Origin of the sequence: Asaia spathodeae NBRC 105894 (assembly GCF_025994195.1) — a bacterium.
GTDB classification, from domain to species: domain Bacteria; phylum Pseudomonadota; class Alphaproteobacteria; order Acetobacterales; family Acetobacteraceae; genus Asaia; species Asaia siamensis.
Map to the genome: position 1 here is coordinate 160,347 of NZ_BAPY01000026.1, position 19,006 is coordinate 179,352.

The 19,006-nt window shown below is 59.0% G+C and carries 23 protein-coding genes and 4 tRNA genes; 9 read left to right on the forward strand and 18 right to left on the reverse strand.

Going from position 1 to position 19,006, the window contains the following annotated elements; genetic code table 11:
* Positions 1–273 precede the first annotated feature (273 nt).
* Positions 274–825, forward strand: coding sequence for a cupin domain-containing protein (locus tag AA105894_RS10095; protein WP_267311599.1), 552 nt, complete (start codon positions 274–276; stop codon positions 823–825).
* 62 nt (positions 826–887) lie between these two features.
* Here the strand turns inward: AA105894_RS10095 and AA105894_RS10100 are convergent.
* Positions 888–961, reverse strand: a tRNA-Gly gene (locus AA105894_RS10100).
* Positions 962–1,145: 184 nt separating this feature from the next.
* Here AA105894_RS10100 and AA105894_RS10105 point away from each other — a divergent pair.
* From AA105894_RS10105 to nusG, 3 genes are all read left to right on the forward strand, one after another.
* Positions 1,146–1,222: transfer RNA gene (locus AA105894_RS10105), tRNA-Trp, on the forward strand.
* An 86-nt stretch (positions 1,223–1,308) separates the two neighbouring features.
* The gene (gene secE, locus AA105894_RS10110; RefSeq protein WP_229719543.1) at positions 1,309–1,593 is read left to right on the forward strand and encodes a preprotein translocase subunit SecE; all 285 of its coding nucleotides are present in this window, start codon (positions 1,309–1,311) and stop codon (positions 1,591–1,593) included.
* 11 nt (positions 1,594–1,604) lie between these two features.
* On the forward strand, positions 1,605–2,135 hold the full coding sequence (gene nusG / locus AA105894_RS10115; protein ID WP_023979810.1) for a transcription termination/antitermination protein NusG: 531 nt from the start codon (positions 1,605–1,607) through the stop codon (positions 2,133–2,135).
* Between the two features lie 117 nt (positions 2,136–2,252).
* Here nusG and AA105894_RS10120 read toward each other — a convergent pair whose 3' ends face one another.
* From AA105894_RS10120 to AA105894_RS10130, 3 genes are read right to left on the reverse strand one after another with little or no spacing between them, the layout of a single operon-like run.
* Complete coding sequence (locus tag AA105894_RS10120; RefSeq protein WP_267311600.1) at positions 2,253–2,897, reverse strand: PqiC family protein; 645 nt, start codon at positions 2,895–2,897, stop codon at positions 2,253–2,255.
* Position 2,898: 1 nt separating this feature from the next.
* Entirely contained in the window at positions 2,899–4,584 is a 1,686-nt protein-coding gene (locus tag AA105894_RS10125) for a PqiB family protein (RefSeq protein WP_267311601.1), read from the reverse strand.
* On the reverse strand, positions 4,581–6,056 hold the full coding sequence (locus tag AA105894_RS10130) for a paraquat-inducible protein A (protein WP_267311602.1): 1,476 nt from the start codon (positions 6,054–6,056) through the stop codon (positions 4,581–4,583). Before AA105894_RS10130 ends, AA105894_RS10125 begins: the two co-directional genes overlap by 4 nt.
* Before the next feature lie 92 nt (positions 6,057–6,148).
* On the opposite strand from AA105894_RS10130, the gene AA105894_RS10135 reads away from it, so the two are divergent.
* Positions 6,149–6,223, forward strand: a tRNA-Thr gene (locus tag AA105894_RS10135).
* A gap of 13 nt (positions 6,224–6,236) precedes the next feature.
* Here the strand turns inward: AA105894_RS10135 and AA105894_RS10140 are convergent.
* The 3 genes from AA105894_RS10140 to AA105894_RS10150 all read right to left on the reverse strand — a co-directional run bounded on the left by AA105894_RS10140 (position 6,237) and on the right by AA105894_RS10150 (position 9,108).
* Positions 6,237–7,748: an APC family permease gene (locus AA105894_RS10140; protein ID WP_267311603.1), complete on the reverse strand. Its 1,512-nt coding sequence runs from the start codon at positions 7,746–7,748 to the stop codon at positions 6,237–6,239.
* 33 nt (positions 7,749–7,781) lie between these two features.
* Positions 7,782–8,711 (reverse strand): hypothetical protein, encoded by a 930-nt coding sequence (locus AA105894_RS10145; protein WP_188425505.1) that lies wholly within the window; start codon positions 8,709–8,711, stop codon positions 7,782–7,784.
* Between the two features lie 322 nt (positions 8,712–9,033).
* Positions 9,034–9,108 (reverse strand) — tRNA-Gly (locus AA105894_RS10150).
* A 193-nt stretch (positions 9,109–9,301) separates the two neighbouring features.
* On the opposite strand from AA105894_RS10150, the gene AA105894_RS10155 reads away from it, so the two are divergent.
* The gene (locus AA105894_RS10155; protein WP_267311604.1) at positions 9,302–10,258 is read left to right on the forward strand and encodes a tetratricopeptide repeat protein; all 957 of its coding nucleotides are present in this window, start codon (positions 9,302–9,304) and stop codon (positions 10,256–10,258) included.
* Positions 10,259–10,368: 110 nt separating this feature from the next.
* Entirely contained in the window at positions 10,369–10,548 is a 180-nt protein-coding gene (locus tag AA105894_RS10160; RefSeq protein WP_188425828.1) for a Trm112 family protein, read from the forward strand.
* 33 nt (positions 10,549–10,581) lie between these two features.
* Here the strand turns inward: AA105894_RS10160 and AA105894_RS10165 are convergent, their stop codons facing one another.
* On the reverse strand, positions 10,582–11,328 hold the full coding sequence (locus tag AA105894_RS10165) for a class I SAM-dependent methyltransferase (protein WP_267311605.1): 747 nt from the start codon (positions 11,326–11,328) through the stop codon (positions 10,582–10,584).
* The gene (locus AA105894_RS10170) at positions 11,321–11,713 is read right to left on the reverse strand and encodes a hypothetical protein (protein ID WP_267311606.1); all 393 of its coding nucleotides are present in this window, start codon (positions 11,711–11,713) and stop codon (positions 11,321–11,323) included. The genes AA105894_RS10165 and AA105894_RS10170 overlap by 8 nt, the downstream gene beginning before the upstream one ends.
* 12 nt (positions 11,714–11,725) lie before the next feature.
* Between AA105894_RS10170 and AA105894_RS10175 the strand changes: the two genes are divergently transcribed.
* Positions 11,726–12,388, forward strand: a complete 663-nt coding sequence (locus tag AA105894_RS10175) for a tyrosine-protein phosphatase (RefSeq protein WP_267311607.1) — start codon at positions 11,726–11,728, stop codon at positions 12,386–12,388.
* Between the two features lie 19 nt (positions 12,389–12,407).
* Here AA105894_RS10175 and AA105894_RS10180 read toward each other — a convergent pair whose 3' ends face one another.
* The 5 genes from AA105894_RS10180 to AA105894_RS10200 form a co-directional block, all read right to left on the reverse strand.
* Positions 12,408–12,887 carry a helix-turn-helix domain-containing protein gene (locus AA105894_RS10180; RefSeq protein ID WP_267311608.1) on the reverse strand — a complete coding sequence of 160 codons (480 nt, stop codon included), beginning with the start codon at positions 12,885–12,887 and terminating at the stop codon, positions 12,408–12,410.
* A gap of 63 nt (positions 12,888–12,950) precedes the next feature.
* On the reverse strand, positions 12,951–14,414 hold the full coding sequence (gene lnt, locus AA105894_RS10185; protein WP_267311609.1) for an apolipoprotein N-acyltransferase: 1,464 nt from the start codon (positions 14,412–14,414) through the stop codon (positions 12,951–12,953).
* Between the two features lie 78 nt (positions 14,415–14,492).
* Positions 14,493–15,365: a GNAT family N-acetyltransferase gene (locus tag AA105894_RS10190; protein WP_188425827.1), complete on the reverse strand. Its 873-nt coding sequence runs from the start codon at positions 15,363–15,365 to the stop codon at positions 14,493–14,495.
* A 23-nt stretch (positions 15,366–15,388) separates the two neighbouring features.
* Positions 15,389–15,883 carry a Fur family transcriptional regulator gene (locus tag AA105894_RS10195; protein WP_267311610.1) on the reverse strand — a complete coding sequence of 165 codons (495 nt, stop codon included), beginning with the start codon at positions 15,881–15,883 and terminating at the stop codon, positions 15,389–15,391.
* Between the two features lie 66 nt (positions 15,884–15,949).
* Positions 15,950–16,348, reverse strand: coding sequence for a MucR family transcriptional regulator (locus tag AA105894_RS10200; protein WP_267311611.1), 399 nt, complete (start codon positions 16,346–16,348; stop codon positions 15,950–15,952).
* A 96-nt stretch (positions 16,349–16,444) separates the two neighbouring features.
* Between AA105894_RS10200 and AA105894_RS15970 the strand changes: the two genes are divergently transcribed.
* Entirely contained in the window at positions 16,445–16,678 is a 234-nt protein-coding gene (locus AA105894_RS15970) for a sulfurtransferase TusA family protein (protein WP_373316761.1), read from the forward strand.
* On the opposite strand, the gene AA105894_RS10205 is transcribed toward AA105894_RS15970, so the two are convergent.
* From AA105894_RS10205 to AA105894_RS10220, 4 genes are read right to left on the reverse strand one after another with little or no spacing between them, the layout of a single operon-like run.
* Positions 16,651–17,115, reverse strand: a complete 465-nt coding sequence (locus tag AA105894_RS10205) for a GNAT family N-acetyltransferase (protein WP_267311612.1) — start codon at positions 17,113–17,115, stop codon at positions 16,651–16,653. The genes AA105894_RS15970 and AA105894_RS10205 overlap by 28 nt on opposite strands.
* Positions 17,112–17,756, reverse strand: a complete 645-nt coding sequence (locus AA105894_RS10210) for a tRNA threonylcarbamoyladenosine biosynthesis protein TsaB (protein WP_267311613.1) — start codon at positions 17,754–17,756, stop codon at positions 17,112–17,114. The genes AA105894_RS10205 and AA105894_RS10210 overlap by 4 nt, the downstream gene beginning before the upstream one ends.
* On the reverse strand, positions 17,756–18,346 hold the full coding sequence (locus AA105894_RS10215) for a malonic semialdehyde reductase (protein WP_267311710.1): 591 nt from the start codon (positions 18,344–18,346) through the stop codon (positions 17,756–17,758). The genes AA105894_RS10210 and AA105894_RS10215 overlap by 1 nt, the downstream gene beginning before the upstream one ends.
* A 31-nt stretch (positions 18,347–18,377) precedes the next feature.
* Positions 18,378–18,941, reverse strand: coding sequence for a NifU family protein (locus AA105894_RS10220; protein ID WP_188425494.1), 564 nt, complete (start codon positions 18,939–18,941; stop codon positions 18,378–18,380).
* Positions 18,942–19,006 lie beyond the last annotated feature (65 nt).

The following is a 19,006-nucleotide window of genomic DNA, read 5'->3' on the forward strand; positions in this document are numbered from 1 at the left end:
CTTTGCCCCAACGCACCACTCATGCAACCGATTGATCATGACTCAGGTAACGAGACTGTTCATCCCGATTCCGCAATAACGGATCAGGCCTCGCGGGGCGTCTAGCACGCGTCTAGCGCCCTGTGCAACTGACACTCTGGTGCAAAGCAGGCCACGGACAGAAACCTTCCCGGCTTCACCAGACCTTCCGCAAGCGCTTTGTTCCGGATTTGCACTCTCGCGGCGGTTTTTGCCACAACCGGGCGCTTCTCCCTGCTCAAAACAAGGACACTTATGTCATTCATTTCCTGCGCCTCTCTCATTCCCTTCCGACGCAGTCTCGCCCCGCTTGTCTGCTCTCTGGCGATTCTCTCCTCACCCGCGCTGGCCGCAGCCCCACCGGAACAACCTGCAGGTGTGCCCTACTGGGATAACTGGACCGATGAGCAGGGCGTGAGCCATCTGACAAAATGCAAACTGCGCAATTTCACTCTCAGGCAACTGGCACCCCATGCGGACCCGCAATGGGTCAATCACGCGCAGCAGGGGCAGGCCCGTATGGTGACCAGTGTGCAGCCTGCCCACTGGAAGGGCGGCTGGCATGCGCCGGAGAGCGTGCAATGGATCATCCCGATTCAGGGCGTGTGGTTTGTCCAGAGCATGGATGGCACACGGGTGGAACTGAACCCGGGCGACGCCCTGCTGAGTGAGGACGTTGGCGCCAAAGCCGACAGGGACGGTCATATCGGCCATCTCTCGGGCAATGTGGGCGATGCGCCTGTCGCGCTCATGATCACGCAGTTTGCGTCAGCAACGCCCAGCCACAAACCCTGCCTGACAGAGTGAGTACGCCAACACGCGCCTGAACAAAGGCGCTCTGACGTAATTTTTTCTGGGAGAGGATCGGCTGGAGCGGGCGAAGGGAATCGAACCCTCCTCAGAAGCTTGGAAGGCTACTGCATTACCACTATGCTACGCCCGCGCTTCAGCTGATACCCCTCCCTAACGCCGATCCCGGCGCGAGGCAAGTGACAGTTTTGGCCGAAAAACTGCAAATGATCTCTTGACTTAAGCGCTCCGGCGCCGCATTACGCCGCAAGTGGTCTCGTCATGACCCAACCGGACCGGATGTTTCATCTGTGATGGTTGACCAGGCGGACGACGTTAGGGGTGTAGCTCAATTGGCTAGAGCGCCGGTCTCCAAAACCGGAGGTTGAGAGTTCGAGACCCTCCGCCCCTGCCACCACGCCGCAGCCGCTGGCTGATAAAGTCAGCGAGCGGAGTCGGGCGCGGTATTCCGCCACGCGCGGCTTTCAGATAAACATGAGGATGACGGTGTCGGTCACTACCCCCAAAAACGGGTCGCAGCAGTCTTCGCCCTCTAAGGGTGGCGCCCCGAAACCCTCTGCAAAACCAGCAATCCGTTTCAATCTGGTGCAATACCTGAAAGACGTCCGCGCGGAAGCAACCAGGGTCACCTGGCCGACTCGCCGCAATACGCTGGTCACAACGGGCGCCGTGCTGGCCATGGCCGCCCTCACCTCTGTTTTCTTTTTCGTCGTCGACCAGGTCATCGGGCTTGGCGTGCGCGAACTCTTTGGCATTGGAGGCTAAGACGAACAACCATGGCTAAGCGTTGGTACGTCGTGCATGTCTATTCCGGGTTCGAGAAGAAGATTGCCACCCACATCAAGGAACAGGCAGCTCAGAAAGGTCTGAGCGATCAGTTCGAGGAAGTTCTAGTACCGTCCGAGGACGTGACCGAAGTGCGCCGTGGTCGCAAGATCAACGCCGAGCGCAAGTTCTTCCCGGGCTATGTCCTGGTGAAAATGGAACTGACCGACGATGCTTGGCATCTGGTCAAGGATACCCCCAAGGTCACCGGCTTTCTGGGCACGCGCAACCGTCCCTCGCCCATCACCGAGGCGGAAGCCGAGCGTATGCTCAAGCAGGCTGAAGAAGGTGTCGAGCGTCCGCGTTCGGCTCTTACCTTCGAGATCGGCGAGCAGATCCGCGTGGCCGATGGTCCGTTCACCTCGTTCAACGGTGTCATCGAGGAAGTGGACGAAGAGCGTTCGCGCCTCAAGGTCAGCGTCTCGATCTTCGGTCGCTCCACACCGGTGGAACTCGACTACACACAGGTCGAGAAGCTCTGATTATTCGGCTCTGAGCCAGAAAAACCCGCCTCCGAAAGGAAGCGGGTTTTTTTGTGCCTGTTTGGCAGAGCCCGAAAGACTCCTCCCTGAAAACAGGGGAGAAGCCATAGCAGATTCTCAGGGCGTGGCGGTAAGCACTGGCAATACCGGCAGGGCGCGGATCTTCTGTGCTGCCAGATCGGCCAGTTGCCCTGTCAGGGTGCTGAGACCAGCCACCAGCGTGTTGGCCTGCTTGTTTTCGAGATGGGTCTGCAGCTGGACCGGAATCGTGAGATTCGGACCAATGCCGGATTTTTCGCCATGAACCGAAAGCGATCCGACAAGGGACGCATTCCCCTGCTGATCAGCATTGAAGGCCGTAACCGTCAGCTCGACGAAAGCGAGAGGCTTGGTCGAAACCGCGTCGTTCTGGGCAAAAACGGTCGTTCCCGGCAGGCGCTGCGCCAGATCCTGCGTCAGAACACGCCCGATCATGTCACCGATCCCTTCGCTCCAGGCATTCCCCTTCGCGATGCCCAGTTTGTAGTCCTTGTCCTGACGCACGATTTCGTCGCGATCGAGGCTGGCGGTCACGACAGGCGTGCGCACCTCGACTACAACCGGGCCGCCCTGCTGGGCGACGCCGGGTACGGGCGCGATGGAGTAAAGTGTCGGATCGCTGCCACAGGCCGAGAGCCCCGTCATTGTCAGAAGCGACAGGGCAGCAACAGCGACGGGACGGCGCATGGCGCGATGCGGGCGGATAGAGAGCAGTATCTTCACGTCAGTGGCGTCCCGTAATCAGTGCCGAAGGATGATGATTCAGGTAGTCGGTCAGGAAGCGTATGGAGCGCGCCGCCTGGCCGAGCTGGGTGATCATGGCCTGCAGATCGCGATGGAAATCAGTATCGTCACCATAGCTGGCCAGCACCACCTGCGCGTTCTTCAACGTACCCTGAAGCGCATCGCTCATGGCGGGCAGCTTCTTGAGCAGGGGCTTCATGCCCTGATCGGCATTCTGGGTCAGCTCGGAGATATGACGCAGCGAATCGCGCAGAGCGACAATCGACTGCTTCACTTCCGGGCTCGCCAGGCGCTGATCAGCATGTGCCAGCAGATCATTCAGATGCTCGCCGATCTGGGTAAGCGGCATGGCCGCCACCTTGTCCATGGTCGTCGCCGCGGAGGCCATGATGCCGTCGATACCGCCAGGCTGGCTCGGAATAATGGCGACATCATCCTCATAGGTCAGGCTCTCGGGCTTGGCATTCTTGACGAATTGCAGGCCGATCATCGATTCGCCGGTCAGGAAGCTGGCGCTTTCGACCGAAGCCCTCATCCCTCGCGCCACAAATGCTTCAAGCAGCTTGTGCCGTGCATCGCGTGAGCTGTCTTCGGTGTTCAGGACACGCTCCGGTTCAAGTTCCATCTCGACACGGACGCGGGCCGAAGCATCCTTTTCGTTCACCTTGAGCGAAACATCGGTCACGCTGCCCACCTGAATGCCGAACATGCTGACCGTTGCCCCGCTTGTGAGGCCCTTGACGGAGCTGTCGATATAGGTGGCGGCCTTTATTCTCTGATGATAGCGCGCGTTATCGGCCTCAGCCTGGCTGCCATATAGTCTGAAGACCGAATTGGCAGGCGCCTGGGGCGCATCCACCTTGAGGCGTCTTGTCGGCAGACCAAAGGCCACACCGCCCGAAAGCAGCGCCTGAAGCGAGGTGAGCTGAACCTTGAGCCCACCTGCACCGAGCCCGACCTGAACGCCAGAGACATTCCAGAAGCGCGTATCGGTGCGCAGGTAATGATCGTAGGGCGACTTGACAAAGACCTGGACCATGATCGGGCCTTCGCCGCCCGGCGGCATGGTGTAACCCAGTACCTCACCCACCGACATGTCACGGAAGAAGACCGGCGCCCCTTCACCAATAGAGCCAAGCGTAGGCGTCACCAGCATAAAGGTGGAACCGGGCTGGTCCGAGCGCACGCCAGGGGCCGCTTCAAGCCCTGTGAAATTGCTCTCGTAGCGACCACCCTTCTCGCCCGGATCGATCGCGATATAAGCCCCGGACAGCAGCGTTTCGAGACCGGTGATGCTGGCACCGTTGATACGCGGGCGCACGACCCAGAAGCGCGTATGATCGGTCAGAATATCCTCGGTATCGCCATTCATGCGCACATGCACGATCACGCGGCGCATATCCGGCGTCAGGCTGATGTCCTGCACCGTACCCAGCGTCACGGCCTTGTTCTTGACCTGGGTCTGCCCCGCAGTCAGGCCTGAAGCCGTATCGAAGGTGATGGTGATGTCCGGCCCGCGATTGGCAAGGCTCCGCCAGGCAAGCCATCCGGCAATCACGATCGCTAGGATCGGAATCAGCCAGATGACCGAGAAACGCGTCTTTCTGACCCCGGCCTGTTTGGGGGCGGGTGAATTCTGACGGGATTGATCGTTTTGGTCGCTCACGCGCGCTCAGGCTCCATATCGTGAGGAGGAAATGAAGTACCGCCCTCGGAGATCCCTCCCGGTGCGGAATTTTGTCTTGCCTCGTCGGGAGCCGGAACCGGGCCGTTTTCCCCTGCGGCGTCCCACATGCTGCGTGGGTCGAAGCTATGCACCGCAAATATCGTCACAATGACGACGATTGTGAAGAAAACCACACCTGGATCGGCGAGAACATTGGCGAGAAAATTAAAATGTACGATCGCAACCAGAATTGAGATCATGAACACATCGATCATCGACCAGCGTCCGATCAGATCGATCAGTCGATATAGCTTGGTGAGATTGCGCAGGCCCCTTTTCTGCTTGCGCCATGTGCCGATAACCATGACGGCAAGAGAGACGATCTTAAGCACCGGCACGGTGATCGAGGCAAAAAGCACCAGCAGCGCCAGCGGAATCAGATCGGACTGCCAGAGCTCGATCACGCCATGGATGATGGTACTGGTGTCGGGCTGACCCATCTTCGTATAGGTCATGACCGGTAGGAGATTGGCCGGAATATAGCAGATAATCCCGGCCATCAGCAGGGCGGCGGCATTGGTCAGGCTGTTGGATTTGCGTCGGCGCAGGATCTGATGGCAGCGCGGGCAATCGCCCATATCGCCTTCACGCGAGACAGGATGATCGAATGCCATGACCAGCCCGCATGAATGGCAGGACAGCATATGCTGCAGCGATGGCATGAATTCTTCAGTTGCTGTCAGATGCTCGACTGGCAGGATACGTCCCTCACCATCAGCCATCTCTTCGCGAATGTCGCGGTTATGCCAGATACGCTCGACGTCGAGTGTGGAATCAGTGGCGGCCATGGTGAACATGAGCGCCGCGATCAGAAACACGCCAGCCTGCAGATCGACAATCGCCAGATCGATGAGCTTGGTATAGGCGACGAACACGCCGAGAATATAAACCTCGATCATCGACCATTCGCGCAGCCTGTCGTACCAGGACATGAGGCGCGGCGCCCAGTCGGGCATATGCCGCCGGCTGGCCCCGATTAGAATGGCCCCCATGAGCGCAATCACGATGCCCGGCATGACCAGCGTGGTCAGACCGACAATGACGCCGATTTCGCCAAACCCCTCTCTGCCGAGTTCGATCGGCCCTGTCAGAATCGTGACCGTGTTCACGCGACCATGAACATTGATGGTCAGCAACTGGGTGATGAGAAGCGCCAGATAGAGCGCTGCCGAGGCAAGACAGAAGGCCGTGGGGGCAGCGATAGGCGCCGTGCGCCTGCGCCGGGCCAATTGGGCATCGCACCGCGTGCAGAAGGCCACCTGCCCGCGCTTGAGACGCGGCACTGTCTGGAAAAGCCCGCAATAAGGGCATTCGCGCACACCCTCCACGACTTTCAGCGTCGGAGAAGGCGTCACGGAAGAAGTCATCGTGACGGCGTTGCGCCACAGACGCTTATGGAAGCGATCAGACATGAATCATAGTGTAGCGAACGATTCCGTTGAGAGATAGGTGTTTGCCCTGTTGCAGTCCCCCGCAGTCTCGGCTATAGCACCGCGCCAAGGACGCCGACATAGCTCAGGGGTAGAGCAACTGATTCGTAATCAGTAGGTCCTCGGTTCAATTCCGAGTGTCGGCACCACTTTCCCCTTGCATCATCCCGCCTTGTGGATCGCCCTCGCGCTTCGACGCCCGAGCACCCAGCCTGCGATACAGTATAACGCCAGAAACCCGAGCGGGATCCAGTCGCCTCTCAGGCTTTGTGCAACCAGATCACTTAGCACAGTGGTCAGATTGACCAGACAGGTCACGATCGCCAGCACGGGCACAATACCGATCCAGAGAGTCCCGACGCGCAGACCGGGCAAAGGTACGCGAAAACGCGCCGGAGCGCGTGTGGCATCGCCACGCAGCTTCATGACCGCCACTGCAATCACGACAAAGCCGATCATGGTGCCGATACTGACCAGATCGGCCAGAAGCGCGATGGGCAGCAGGGCTGCGGTCAGGGCCGTGAGCGCCGTCGTCATGGCAATCGCCAGAACCGGTGCGCCGCTTTTCGGATCGACCAGACTGAACCGCTCACTGATCAGCCTGTCATGAGCCAGGATATGGCAGAGCCGTGACTGACCATAGAGACTGACGAACAGCACAGACCCCAGACCGATCACCGATCCGAATTGCAGAACGAATCCCAGAGACGGCATGGCGAGGGCCTGTACGGCAAGGGCGACAGGGCTTGCGACATCGAGCGCGCGAAACGGCACCAGCCCGGTCATGACCAGCGACACCATCACATAGAGCACCGCACTGATCGCCAGCGCACCGATCAGACCGAAAGGCACATCACGTCCCGGATTGCGCGCCTCCGATGCAGCAATCGAGATCGAGTCAAACCCGAGATAGGCAAAGGACACAACCGCGACGGCACGCAACAGACCCGCCAGACCGAAATGGAACCCGCCCTCGGATTGCGGCAGGAAAGGATGCCACAGAGCAGGCCTGACATGGCTCCAGCCTACGGAGACGAAAACGACCAGAACGGCCAGTTTGAGCAGAACGAAAGCGCCATTCGCCCGGCTCGCCTGACGAATGCCCCGAGACAGGATCAGGCCAAGCACAAGAACCAGACAGAGCGAGACCGCGTTAATCTGGCCAGCCAGGTGGAAACCCCCGTCATGCCAGATGACCGTCGAATTGGTGGCAGCACCAGGCAGGGTCAGGCCACAGGATGCCAGCAGACCGGAAAGATAGCCGGTCAGGCCAACCGACACGGCCGAGCCAGCCAGAGCATATTCAAGCACCAGCATCCAGGCGACCCACCACGCAGGGCCAATGCCCAGAATAGCGCGCGAATAGCCATAGGCACCCCCCATGGCTTCGGGCAGGGCGGAAGCAAGCTCGGCATAGCACAGGCCGATAAAGCCGCAGCTTATGGCGGCCAGAACGAATGAGAGAGAGACGGCAGGCCCGGCATAATGGGCGGCGGCAATACCGGGCAGAACATAGATACCGGCACCGACCACACTGCCGATACCCATCATCAGCAGGCTGAACGGCCCGAGCTGACGATGCAGGATGCGAGACTTGCCTTCAGCCGCCATGATGCCGTTTTCCTCAAGAGCTTGAACAAAAGGAAGCGTGACGCGCTCCCTGTCGCAAGGCAAGCCCACAAGCCCGGCAAACGGCGGCTGACGCCGTCAGAACATCATGTTGACGGCAATCTGTGGCGAAACGGTCAGACTGGTGTTGTGGCCCGCGAAAAAGGTCGAGGCGCCTGCAATCACGCCAAAGCGTGGTGACCAGCTGTATTCGAGGGCTGGCGCCACCATCCAGTCGCCTGACGAGGCCCCGATACGGTCGATGCGTCTTCCGTCACGATAGGAGCCCCAGACCCGCGACCCGTTGGACCAGTCGCGCACCATATCGACCGCCAGCACGAGACGCTGGTTGAAACCGAACTCGAGCGAAAAGCCGGTCTGACCGTTCATACCAGGGCGCCCGCGCCCGACAAAGCCCTTGGTCGTGCCATAGCTCGTCATGTCCTGAAGCTGCGCGGAGGAAACCGCACGCCGGAATGTGCCCCACATGCGCAGACGCAGCGTATAGTCATGGGGCAGTTCATAGGTCGATTGCTCGACCAGGGCCGTACGAAAGACATAGGCGCCATTGCCTACACCATCCTGGCTGCGGCCAAGCTGCGAGTAATCGCCTGTCGGCATGAGCATGCCGACAAAAAGGCTCATGACCGGAATATAGCGTTTAGGATCAGGGTCTAGGAAGCGCCACAGGAAATCGACAGGCATATCGCCAAATTTGAGCCCGCTCGTATTACCGTCATGCTTCTTCCAGCCATAGCTGATCGCGGGGAAGATCTGGATGCTGATATGATCGGTCAGACCATATTTCACCATGGTCGAGTTGCTGATGGTTCTCTGTCCACCATCCATCGGCGCACTCGAGCCGTTGGCCCCGAGATAATCGACTGCCTGATTATAGGTAAGATACGGTTCGATCCCGAGCACACCCGCCTTGAATTGCGGACCAGATGGCGAGATGAGCGAGCCAGTATACCATTGCTCGCGTTTAGGTTGCGGCTCGTCATCAGAGGCGCGCGCCGAAATCGTCATGCAAAAAGCGAAAGCGATCACGAAGAAGCGAGGCAATCCAGCCAAGACTGGACGACTTATTTTTGCAAAAGTGGGATTTTGTCTCAAAATTACGCCGTGCTGTTCTTTTGTTTCTTCGCAACGGTTTAATTTCTTATTTTATGAACGCAACCGTTATCCTGGCGGTATTTTCTGCACAGGGAGACAGGTTCATTAACAGGCAAGGGTTATACAGGAACCGCCTCACGCGAAAGTGAGAAAGTAATCACTGCAACTCGTTTTGGTGTATTGGATTTTATCTTGGATTTCGGAAGCGCCGCTCCAGACAAATGAAAGTCTTGTCTGGAGCGGGCGATGGGATTCGAACCCACGACCCCAACCTTGGCAAGGTTGTGCTCTACCCCTGAGCTACGCCCGCGTTCCGTTGGACGGGTTAATATTGCCTACAGCGTTATGGCGCAAGAGGGTTTTTTCAAAAAACGCGTTTTTTTTCACTTTCCCTGCGTCAGGCCCTGTCGGACTTGCTTCCCAAGGGCTTCAGAACAATCTTGTAGCCAAGCTTACCGGGCGGAAAGCCCCTCACCGGCATCGCCTTAGAACAGAGAGAATCCATGGATTACATCATCGGGCAGAACCCTCCCCAGCCGCAGGGTGTAACGGGCGCCCCCCAGAATGCTGGCGCCATGATCGTCGATGCCGACCAGCGCAGCTTCATGCCAGAAGTGCTGGAGGCCAGCCGCCAGCTTCCGGTACTGGTCGATTTCTGGGCCCCCTGGTGCGGGCCGTGCAAACAGCTCACGCCCATTCTTGAACGCGCCGTCACGGCGGCTGGCGGCCGGGTCAAGCTGGTCAAGGTCGATGTCGAAGCCAATGCGGCGCTGGCTGCACAGCTCGGACAGATCGGCCTGCCCATTCAGTCGATCCCGCTGGTCGCTGCTTTCTACAAGGGACAGATTCTCGACATCATGCAGGGCGCCCAGCCCGAGAGCGAGGTGCGTCGCTTCATAGAGCAGGTCCTCAAGGCGACAGGCGCCACCATGCCCAGCGCCGACCTGCTTGCCGCCGCCAATGCCGCCCTGCAGGACGGCGAGGCGGCAGAAGCGGCCAGTCTCTATGCGTCTCTACTGGAAATGGAGCCAGAGAACCCCGAAGGCTGGGGAGGCATGATCCGTGCCCTGATCGCTCTCGATGACGATGAAGGTGCCGATGAAGCCCTGAGTCAGGTGCCGCTCAAGCTGGCCGAGCACCCAAGCATCTCCGGCGCCCGCTCTGCTCTGGCCCTGCACAAGGAAAGCCGTCAGGCTGCCTCGGCTCTGGACGGGCTTCGCGCTGAATGTGCCGCCGCGCCTGATGATCTCGCCCTGCGCTTTCGTCTTGCCGGTGCGTTGAACGGCGCGGGTGACAAGGCAGAAGCTGCCGACACATTGCTGTCGATCCTGCGCCAGGACCGTGAATGGAATGAAGGGGCCGCAAAGGCCGAGCTGTTGCGCTTCTTCGAAGCGTGGGGAAACAGCGACCCGGCAACGCTTCCGGCCCGTCGCAAGCTCTCCGCCCTGCTCTTTTCCTGAGCCTTCTCCGGCCCTATCACAGATCAGGGCCGGGTTTCCCAGTCGAGGCGTCATGTTTCATGAACAGACGCCCCGGCGATACGGCCTCTCAACATTTCAGGATTTCGAACATGGCTCAGGATCTCGACCCACGCCTTCTCTCCATGCTGGTTTGCCCGGTCACCAAGGAAGCGCTGGTCTATGACCGCGATGCGCAGGAACTCATCAGCAAGGGGGCCGGGCTGGCCTATCCCGTTCGCGACGGCATTCCAGTGATGCTGCCAGAAGAAGCACGTCATATTTCGGACTGACAGTCCAGTTTGCAGGCGCGACCCCGCGAGGGGTCAGCACAGGACGAACAGGGCCGTGTCCAGCGTGAAGCTGCCATCTTCGTCGATTTCCAGCATTTCCCTGACAGAGGGGCTGGTCGCACGCTGCAGGGAAAGAATGGCCTGCTGATGCAGGTCTGGCGTTTTCGTACGCGCTACCCAAGGTACAAAATCGAGGCGCAGCCGCCTGTTGGTGACGGCCTCGACCTCAAAACCGGCAGCGGCAAGCAGACGGCGCCACTCCGATACCTTGTAATTGCGCATGTGAGACGGGTCGCGCAGCGTTTCTATGGTCTGCAGCACCGAATCGGCCATGGCATTTTCCGGGGCGACCGTATCAACCAGAATCCCTGTGCCGCCGTGACGCAGGACCCGCCTCCATTCACTCAGCCCCGTTTCCAGATCGGCCCAGTGATGCGCACTGAAGCGACTCAGAACAGCATCGAACGATGAATCGGCAAATGGCAGGCTCTCGGCATAACCGCAAACCGGGCTTAGCTGGGCAAGGCCACGCTTGTGCGCTTCTTCCTGCACCGCACGTGCCATGCTGCGTGTCGGGTCATACGCCACGACCCGATTGACATGAGACGCGACAGCGTAGCTGACATGCCCTCCCCCACAACCAAGATCGAGAACAACGCGCGCCTCTGATGCTTTCACCAGAGCGGCCATATGATCCAGATCTGCGCCCGCGGCATGGACTGCACTCTGCACGTAATCGCGTGCACGCGGGTCATATTGCCCGGTCACGAACTCACTCATGCCCCGCATCCTTCTTGCCGTAAGAGACTTCTGCGTCAGGCACCGCGTATTGCGGCTTGACCTCACTGGTGACCGTCTCTGTTGCAAGCCCGGGCAGCATTGGCGGGCCAGACTGCCCGTCCATACCCGGAGTGGCGATGGGCAACGAAGCATAGGCGCGGGCCATACGGTCGTGATGGGGCGGGCGCCCTGGCGGATGGCCGGGCGGACCGTTGACAGCCAGGTCAGGCCTGGGCGGGCCAAACGTCTCTGCCGCGCAGCCGGTAAGAACCGTCATCAAGAAGAGAAGCGAAAAGGCACGCATGAAATGAGTTGTATCAACCTCACTCACGCGCGGCAATTGACGGATGGGCGCCGCTGCGGCAGGCAGGGCGAATTGTCTCAAGGAGAGAATTTCGTGTTCGATGGATCGCTTGCCTCACCCAGTGGTCGCCGCAGGGCGTGGATCGACAGCCTGTTTGTCGATCATGCGATCTTTCGCCTGCCCTGGACCAATCTGGCAACGGTGGTGCCGGGCAAGGTCTATCGCTGCAATCACCCGACGCCGGCAAGGCTCGCGCGTCTGAAGCGCCGCCTGGGGCTCCATACGCTGGTCAATCTGCGCGGTCACCGGCGCTGTGGCTCAGACGCGCTCTCACGCAATGCCGCGCAGAACCTTGGCCTTGCCCATGTCGACATGGCCTTTGAAAGCCGTGGCGCCCCGCATCGCGATCGCATCTTGCGCTTTGCCGGTCTCTATAAATTCATCGACATGCCGATGCTCATGCATTGCAAATCGGGTGCCGATCGCGCCGGTCTGGCCTCCGCTCTGGTCATTCTCTTTGAGGGAGGCTCTGCAGCCGAGGCGCTCAGGCAGCTCCATTGGCGTTTTGGCCATTTCAATCGCGCCCGTACCGGCATTCTGGACGCCTTCGTTCTGCGCTATCAGAGCCAGGCCGAGGGTCGAATCCCGTTTCTTGACTGGGTCGAACACGAATATGACGAGGTTCAGCTCAAGCAGGATTTCGTAGCCGGGAAACTGGCGTCATTCCTGACAGATCAGGTTCTGCGTCGCGAATAGAACCTGCCGGGCGCGCCCCCTATTCGGGCGAGGCCATGCTCTTGACGAGATTGACGAGCTGTCGCCTGACACGCTCGTCGGAGATTCGCTGAAACGCCCGAAGAAGCTCGAGCGATGACTCGTCGAGATCAGAGCTTTTTCCCGCAAAACGCGATGCGTCACGCCCCATCTCGCTTCCTTTGCCATTGAAGTCGGGCGGCGCCTCGGAGAACCCCGCGCCCTGCGAGGAAAACCCCGGGTTCGACGTCCCGACACCTGCCAGATCATCAAAAAAGAACCCTATCGGTACATTCAGTACGCGCGACATCTCATAGAGACGGCTGGCACCAACCTTGTTGGCGCCACGCTCGTATTTCTGCACTTGCTGGAAGGTCAATCCAAGTGCTGCGCCGAGCTTCTCCTGAGAGATACCCAGAAGAGTCCGTCGAAGCCGAATACGCGCTCCCACAAGCGCGTCTATCGGACCCGCAGCCGAAGCGCTTTTCGTGGTATTACTCATGCACAAGGACTCATACTGGGGTTAATCGCAGGCGCCAATCGCAATGCATTAACCTTTTATTATCTAACTTTGCTGACGCCCAAGGAAAACAGCCAGAAAAACCCCAAAAGCACAGAGAATTAGCGGCAGACTCCTTCCATAGCGGGCGAAGATGGTCGGTGGCTGAGGCGAGGGTAAGGCAATCACCAGACTGTCTGCATGCCCCCAGGGCAGACGCCCCAGTTCATGCCCCGAAGCATCAAATGCTGCGGTGATTCCCATATTTGCCGCCTGGGCGACCGGCAGCCCCTCTTCGACGGCGCGCATTCTGGCCGTGGCGAGATGCTGACGTGGTCCGGCACTATTACCGAACCATGCATCATTGGTGACATTGGCGAGCCAGCTGGGTCGGCTTGGCCCGATAACATGCCCCGAGAAAATAATCTCATAGCAAACCATGGGGCCCACTTGCCCCAGAGCAGGAAGGGACCAGGTTGCGAGGCCGCGTCCCGGTGTGAGCTGGTCAGGCAGAAGATTAAACGGGATGAAACGCGGCTGGTACTCTCCAAACGGCACGAGTGTCGCCTTGTCATAAACCGCTGCGATCTGGCCGCTTTCATCCAGCGCCATGACGCTGTTGTAAAAGCGGTTCTGTGCATCGCGCCGGTCAGACCCGATCATGCCCCAGGCACCATCTGCGGCCTGCGCAATCAGACGGCGCGCGGCTTCATCCTCGTCCAGCAGCCCTGGAAATCCGGATTCAGGCCACAGATAGACGACGCTGCGATCTGCGGCCACTTCACGCGCCCGGGCGACCCCCTCATTCGTCAGACGCAGATAGAGCCTGAACGCGTCCAGTGCTCCCGAACGCGAGAGAATATCACGCTCCTGCACATTACCCTGCAGCAGGGCGACCACCGGATTGGTTACCGGAAGCAGGGTCGGATGAGAGAGGCGATACCAGCCTGCCCCGATCCATGCGGCATAGAAGATGCCCAGAAAAATGCGCGCCCGGTGGGAGTGCCATACGAGAAGGCCGGTAAGAGCCGCGAGGAAACTCAGCCCGTCGACGCCAATATAGGCAGCAGGCTGGATCAGGATGTCTCCTGCCAGACCGGGAAGCTCGAAGACGCTGCCTGTCGGGTTCCAGGGGAAACCTGTGAAGATAAAGACACGTGCCATGTCGGCGAGTGTCCAGAGCGCTGCAAGCAGGATCATTCTGGACAGACCGGAAGGCGCCAGACGACACAGCAGGACGGGCACCACGGTAAGCGGAGCCAGAATCAGGGCACATCCGGGCGCAGCGATAGGCACGGCCCACCAGAACTCATGGGCGCGGGTCAGGATGGCATTGGTCAGCCAGGAAAGCGCCAGGGTATGGTAGCCAAGGCCGAAGAAGAAGGCGTGGAGAGCCAGCTGTCGGACGCTCGAAGCATCCTGAGTGCAGCGATAAAGGTAGAGAAGCCCGAGTGCCAGTGCCGGCAGAAAAAAGAGGGGCGGAAGCGCCAGGGCTGCAAAGGCCCCGACGAGAAGATCAGCCAGAATCATTTTCCCGGTGGAAAATGGAAGCCGGCTCGGCGGGAAAGGAGAATTCCAGAGCCGGTAAGTCACAGTTTGCTCCTGGTTTTATTCGAGAGCGTCCCTCAGGCGACGCTCATAGTGACGGTAATATTTGTCTGCCAGAAGCTCGCTTTTGACGAGAACGGCAACATCCGTCGTGTTGAATTGCTCATCGACGACAGCGCCGTCACCAATGAAACCACCCAGACGCAGATATCCCTTGATGAGAGGCGGCAATCTGGAGAGACATTTACGGTGATCGAGCAGATGCGGATCACTGCGCTGCATATCGACATAACGGTCCGGCAGGGCACGGATACGCAGCGCCGGGGGCGCCAGATGGTTATGATAGAGATAGGTCAGTTCGTCTGCCATCAACTCCGGATTGGTACCGGGCAGACTGGCACAGCCGAACAGCACATCGATCCTATGCAGGAAGATGTAGGAGGCAATTCCCCGCCAGAGGAGCTGCATGGCCGAACGACCGCGATAACGCTGATCGACACAGGAGCGGCCAACCTCCAGCAGGCGCCCCGGAAACTCGGTCAGCGGGGAAATATCGTATTCGCTGGACGTGTAGTAACGCCCGAGAAGGGCTGCCTTGTCACTGGTAAGCAGACGATATGTGCCCACCACACCTTCCGCTCCGGAAGAGACGGCATGGTCGATAACCAGCAGGTGGTCTGCCACTTCATCGAAATCGTCGATATCGCGTTTCAGCCGGGCGGTGCGCTCATCGGCGCGCGCACCCATCTCTTCGAAAAAGACGCGATAGCGCAGCGCCTGCGCTGCCTCGCGCTCGGCATCGGTTGTCGCGATCCTGACACCCAACTGACCGCCACGTAATTCCGGAAAGGCATCCCGCGCCAGATCGAGTGTCGAGAGTGACTGGCTGGACGCCCCCGTGCTGTCACCATCTGTCACCAGAAGGCGAAACATCTCGGCGTGCGAAGGTTTGGCGTTCATCCGTCCTGACCTGTCGGCTCACCTGCCTTCTGCGGCAGACGGCGACCAAAAAGTTCGAGACGATGGGAAACCAGATCGAAGCCAAGACGACGCGCAAGCGTCTCCATCAGGTCTGCGTGTTCCTCATCCTCAAATTCCACGACATGGCCGGTATCGACGTCGATAAGATGATAATGGTGCTGGTGACCCGGCTCACTGGCCTCATAGCGTGCGCGACCGCCGCCAAAGTCACGACGTTCGAGAATGCCCTTTTCCTCGAGCAGTCTGACCGTGCGATAGACCGTGGCGATCGAGATCCGGCTATCGAGCTGTGACGCACGGCGATACAGCTCCTCGACATCGGGGTGATCTTCAGCCTCTGACAGAACGCGCGCGATAACGCGACGCTGCCCTGTCATTTTCAGGCCACGTTCGATGCATAATTGACCGATGCGCGACTCATCCTGAGCCCGCCCGCTTCGCTTTGCGTCAGCTTTCGCTTCAGATACCATGAAATAGGGCGTAGCCGAAAAACGAGCCCTTTGCCAACGTTAAGTGGCAGACAAAGGGCGGCTTTCTCACCGTCTGTGACCCAGGCCGATCTTGCGGGCAAGATTCGAACGATGGCTGGCGTAATTTGGCGCGACCATCGGATATTCAGGGGGCAGATCCCAGCGCTCGCGGTATTGCTGAGGCGTCATATCGTACACTGTCTGCAAATGACGACGCAGCAATTTCAGCTTTTTCCCGTCTTCAAGGCAAATGATGTAATCGGGAAAGACTGATTTCTTGGGAGGGACTGCCGGGGTTGGCTTGACGGTCTCGGGCTTGGTATGGGCAACATTCGAAAGCGTCTGATGCACCGTGCGGATCAGGTTTGGTAGATCCTGACCAGCAATTTCGTTATGAGTTACATAAGCGGAAATAATCTGTGTAGTTAGCTTTTGAAGGGTCAAGTTATCCGGATCGTCGGACATGTGAATTCTCCCCAAAGAACATATTTTGGGAAAGATATACTGATTGGTAAAACGAGTTCAAGAAGATATAACAACTATTCGTAAAGTTTGAATATTATGCCTTCAAAAAAAATAGATATCCGAGACAAGACCTGCCCCATGACAACGGTTCACGTCAGACTTGCTCTGGATAAAAGCAGTCCCGGTGAAGCATTGGAAATTATTTTACGTGGCGAAGAAACGAGACGGAATGTGGAAATTCTTCTCAGAACACTTGGACAGACAAGTGACTGTCAGCCGCTCGGCGAAGATGCGATAGCTGATTACCGCATGACGCTCGTCAAATCGTAGCTCAGGACTGATGCGTCACTCCCGTCGGGATAATACGCCTTTCTGCGGCCGCACAGAATAAAGCCGTGCTTCAGATAAAGTGCCGTCGCCGCATCGTTCCTGACCGAGACCTCGAGAAAAAGGGTGCTCACGTCCCGCGCTCTGAGCGCCGCGCAGCCTGCGACCAGCAACTGCGCTGCCAGGTTTTTCCTTCGATACCGGGGGTGAACACCCAGAGTCAGAATTTCGGCTTCGTCGGCGCTCTGCCGCAGCATCAGCAGCCCGGCTGGATCTTCGTCGGCCACAATAACCCACGCCATGATACCGGGGGTCGCAAACAGACCCGAGAAAGCGTCTTCATTCCAGCGCTCGTCTTCCTCAAAGCAGGCGGAATGCAGCTCAGAAAGCAGCGAAGCATGAGAAGGCCCTGCCAGAATGCAGGCCGGAGAACCGGTCAAGGAAGCGGCGCAGGCCGCAGGCCCTGCGCAGGCGGCTTGGCTTCTGGCGCATCGATATACAAGGGCTGCAAAGGACCGCTGGCGGGTATTCGTGATCCGGCTTCGAAGATCAGGGCAATATCAGGCTGCACCACATCGATACGTGCAAGGTCTGCACTCTGGAGCAGGGAAGCCCCATTCCCGATCACGCAACTGCCCTCTGGCAGGGCAAGTTCGTCAGGAGCACCAGCCCAGAATCTGCCGTCCTGAAACTCGACATAGATCCTGTTCCGCCTTGCCTGCGTCACACAGATGCTGTTCGCCCATGCGGGATTGGATCTGAAGCATTGCCCGGTTGTCACGCCATGAAGGGTCGCTCCAAAGCCGAATGCCAGACCATCGGCAAGAGCCAGACTGGCCCGCAGCCCGGTAAATGACCCCGGCCCGGTAACGGCTATGATGCGATGAGGACCCTTTTGCCAACCAAGCGTGCGAAGCAGGTTCTGGCAGGTAGCGGCCAGAGAGGCGGTTGCCCCAACCCCCTCCAGATGTTCTTGGGCGACGCACTCACTCCCGAGAAAAGCCGCCACATCGCCACATGACCCGGCACCAAGCGTGGCGCCATTCAGCACCAGACTGCGTGTTGCACCATCTGCCTGCATCAGAGAACGAGACAGCTCTCGTCAAAGCCCAGACGCATGGCACGCTCGGGCAGAGCATGGGCATCGGGATAACCCAGCCCGGCGATGAAATTGATCCGCCACCCTGTGTCGCCAAGGAAAATCTCTTCCACAGCGTATGAATCAAATCCGGAGAATGGCGCCACGGACAGGCCCAGGGCGCGGGAAGCCAGGATCAGATAGCCTCCCTGAAGGGAGCCATTGCGAAAGGCCGTTTCTTCCGACAAGCCGACATCGGCGGCAAACCAGTTTCGCAGATCGGCTTCGCGACTCAGCCGTGGCAAATGCTCGAAGAAAAGTGGGTCGTGGCACACGAGCACCACGACAGGCGCCTGCAGACAGAGCGCGATATTACCGGATGAAAGAGCCGGTCTGAGCCGCTCCTTCATGTCATCGGATGTCAGGAAAACGAAGCGCGCCGGGCAGCAATTGCCTGAAGTCGGTCCAAGCTTGAGCAGGTCATAGAGCGCAACAAGCGTTTCACGCTCGACCGGCAGGTCGGACCAGCCACGCGGCGAGCGCGCGTGGCGGAAGAGTTGATCGAGTGAAGTCTCATCCAGGGGCGCCGTCATGAAGGTCTCCGGATGGGTCTCACTCACGTCTTCAATCCTCAACCTGTTCGACGGCCACCACTTCAGGAACGTAGTGGCGCAGCATGTTTTCTACACCGTGCTTGAGCGTTGCACGCGAAGAAGGACAACCCGCACAGGCACCTTGCATCGTCAGGCGTACAACGCCATCACGGTAGCCCCTGAATACGATATCACCACCATCTCCCGCAACGGCAGGGCGAACGCGTGTATCAAGCAATTCACGAATCTGGGCGACAACAGCCTCATCTTCCGGTGCAATCGCTTCTTCCTGCGTCTCGGCAGCGGCCTCGAGGCTGGGCGCGCCCGACTCGAAATGACTGGTGATGGCAGCAAGAAGCAGCGGCTTGAGCGTGTTCCAGCTGAACTCATCTGTCTTGGTGACAGAAATGAAATCGGCCCCGAGGAAAACGCCACAGACACCGTTCACATCGAACAGCGTCGTCGCCAGGGGAGAGCGCCCCTCTGCTGCTTTGGCCTCGGCAAAATCGGCCGTCCCGCGATGGCCGGTCACGGCGCGACCGGGCAAGAACTTCAAGGTGGCGGGGTTTGGTGTATCCTCGGTCTCGATGAACATCACGACTCTCAATTTGCAGTTGTCGCTGTGAGATGTGCCATCAATCGCGACTACGCAAGTCCCTT

Bases quoted from the DNA above. Each gene is read 5' to 3' on its own strand.
- AA105894_RS10210 (WP_267311613.1), bottom strand. From the start codon at position 17,756: ATGCAGGCAGATGGTGCAACACGCAGTCTGGTGCTGAATGGCGCCACG.
- AA105894_RS10165 (WP_267311605.1), bottom strand. From the start codon at position 11,328: ATGAGTGAGTTCGTGACCGGGCAATATGACCCGCGTGCACGCGATTAC.
- AA105894_RS10200 (WP_267311611.1), bottom strand. From the start codon at position 16,348: ATGTCCGACGATCCGGATAACTTGACCCTTCAAAAGCTAACTACACAG.
- AA105894_RS10220 (WP_188425494.1), bottom strand. From the start codon at position 18,941: ATGTTCATCGAGACCGAGGATACACCAAACCCCGCCACCTTGAAGTTC.
- lnt (WP_267311609.1), bottom strand. From the start codon at position 14,414: ATGATTCTGGCTGATCTTCTCGTCGGGGCCTTTGCAGCCCTGGCGCTT.
- AA105894_RS10130 (WP_267311602.1), bottom strand. From the start codon at position 6,056: ATGTCTGATCGCTTCCATAAGCGTCTGTGGCGCAACGCCGTCACGATG.
- AA105894_RS10215 (WP_267311710.1), bottom strand. From the start codon at position 18,346: ATGACGGCGCCCCTGGATGAGACTTCACTCGATCAACTCTTCCGCCAC.
- AA105894_RS10095 (WP_267311599.1), top strand. From the start codon at position 274: ATGTCATTCATTTCCTGCGCCTCTCTCATTCCCTTCCGACGCAGTCTC.
- AA105894_RS15970 (WP_373316761.1), top strand. From the start codon at position 16,445: ATGCCTTCAAAAAAAATAGATATCCGAGACAAGACCTGCCCCATGACA.
- AA105894_RS10190 (WP_188425827.1), bottom strand. From the start codon at position 15,365: ATGTTTCGCCTTCTGGTGACAGATGGTGACAGCACGGGGGCGTCCAGC.
- AA105894_RS10160 (WP_188425828.1), top strand. From the start codon at position 10,369: ATGGCTCAGGATCTCGACCCACGCCTTCTCTCCATGCTGGTTTGCCCG.
- AA105894_RS10180 (WP_267311608.1), bottom strand. From the start codon at position 12,887: ATGAGTAATACCACGAAAAGCGCTTCGGCTGCGGGTCCGATAGACGCG.
- AA105894_RS10195 (WP_267311610.1), bottom strand. From the start codon at position 15,883: ATGGTATCTGAAGCGAAAGCTGACGCAAAGCGAAGCGGGCGGGCTCAG.
- secE (WP_229719543.1), top strand. From the start codon at position 1,309: ATGACGGTGTCGGTCACTACCCCCAAAAACGGGTCGCAGCAGTCTTCG.
- AA105894_RS10145 (WP_188425505.1), bottom strand. From the start codon at position 8,711: ATGACGATTTCGGCGCGCGCCTCTGATGACGAGCCGCAACCTAAACGC.
- AA105894_RS10155 (WP_267311604.1), top strand. From the start codon at position 9,302: ATGGATTACATCATCGGGCAGAACCCTCCCCAGCCGCAGGGTGTAACG.
- nusG (WP_023979810.1), top strand. From the start codon at position 1,605: ATGGCTAAGCGTTGGTACGTCGTGCATGTCTATTCCGGGTTCGAGAAG.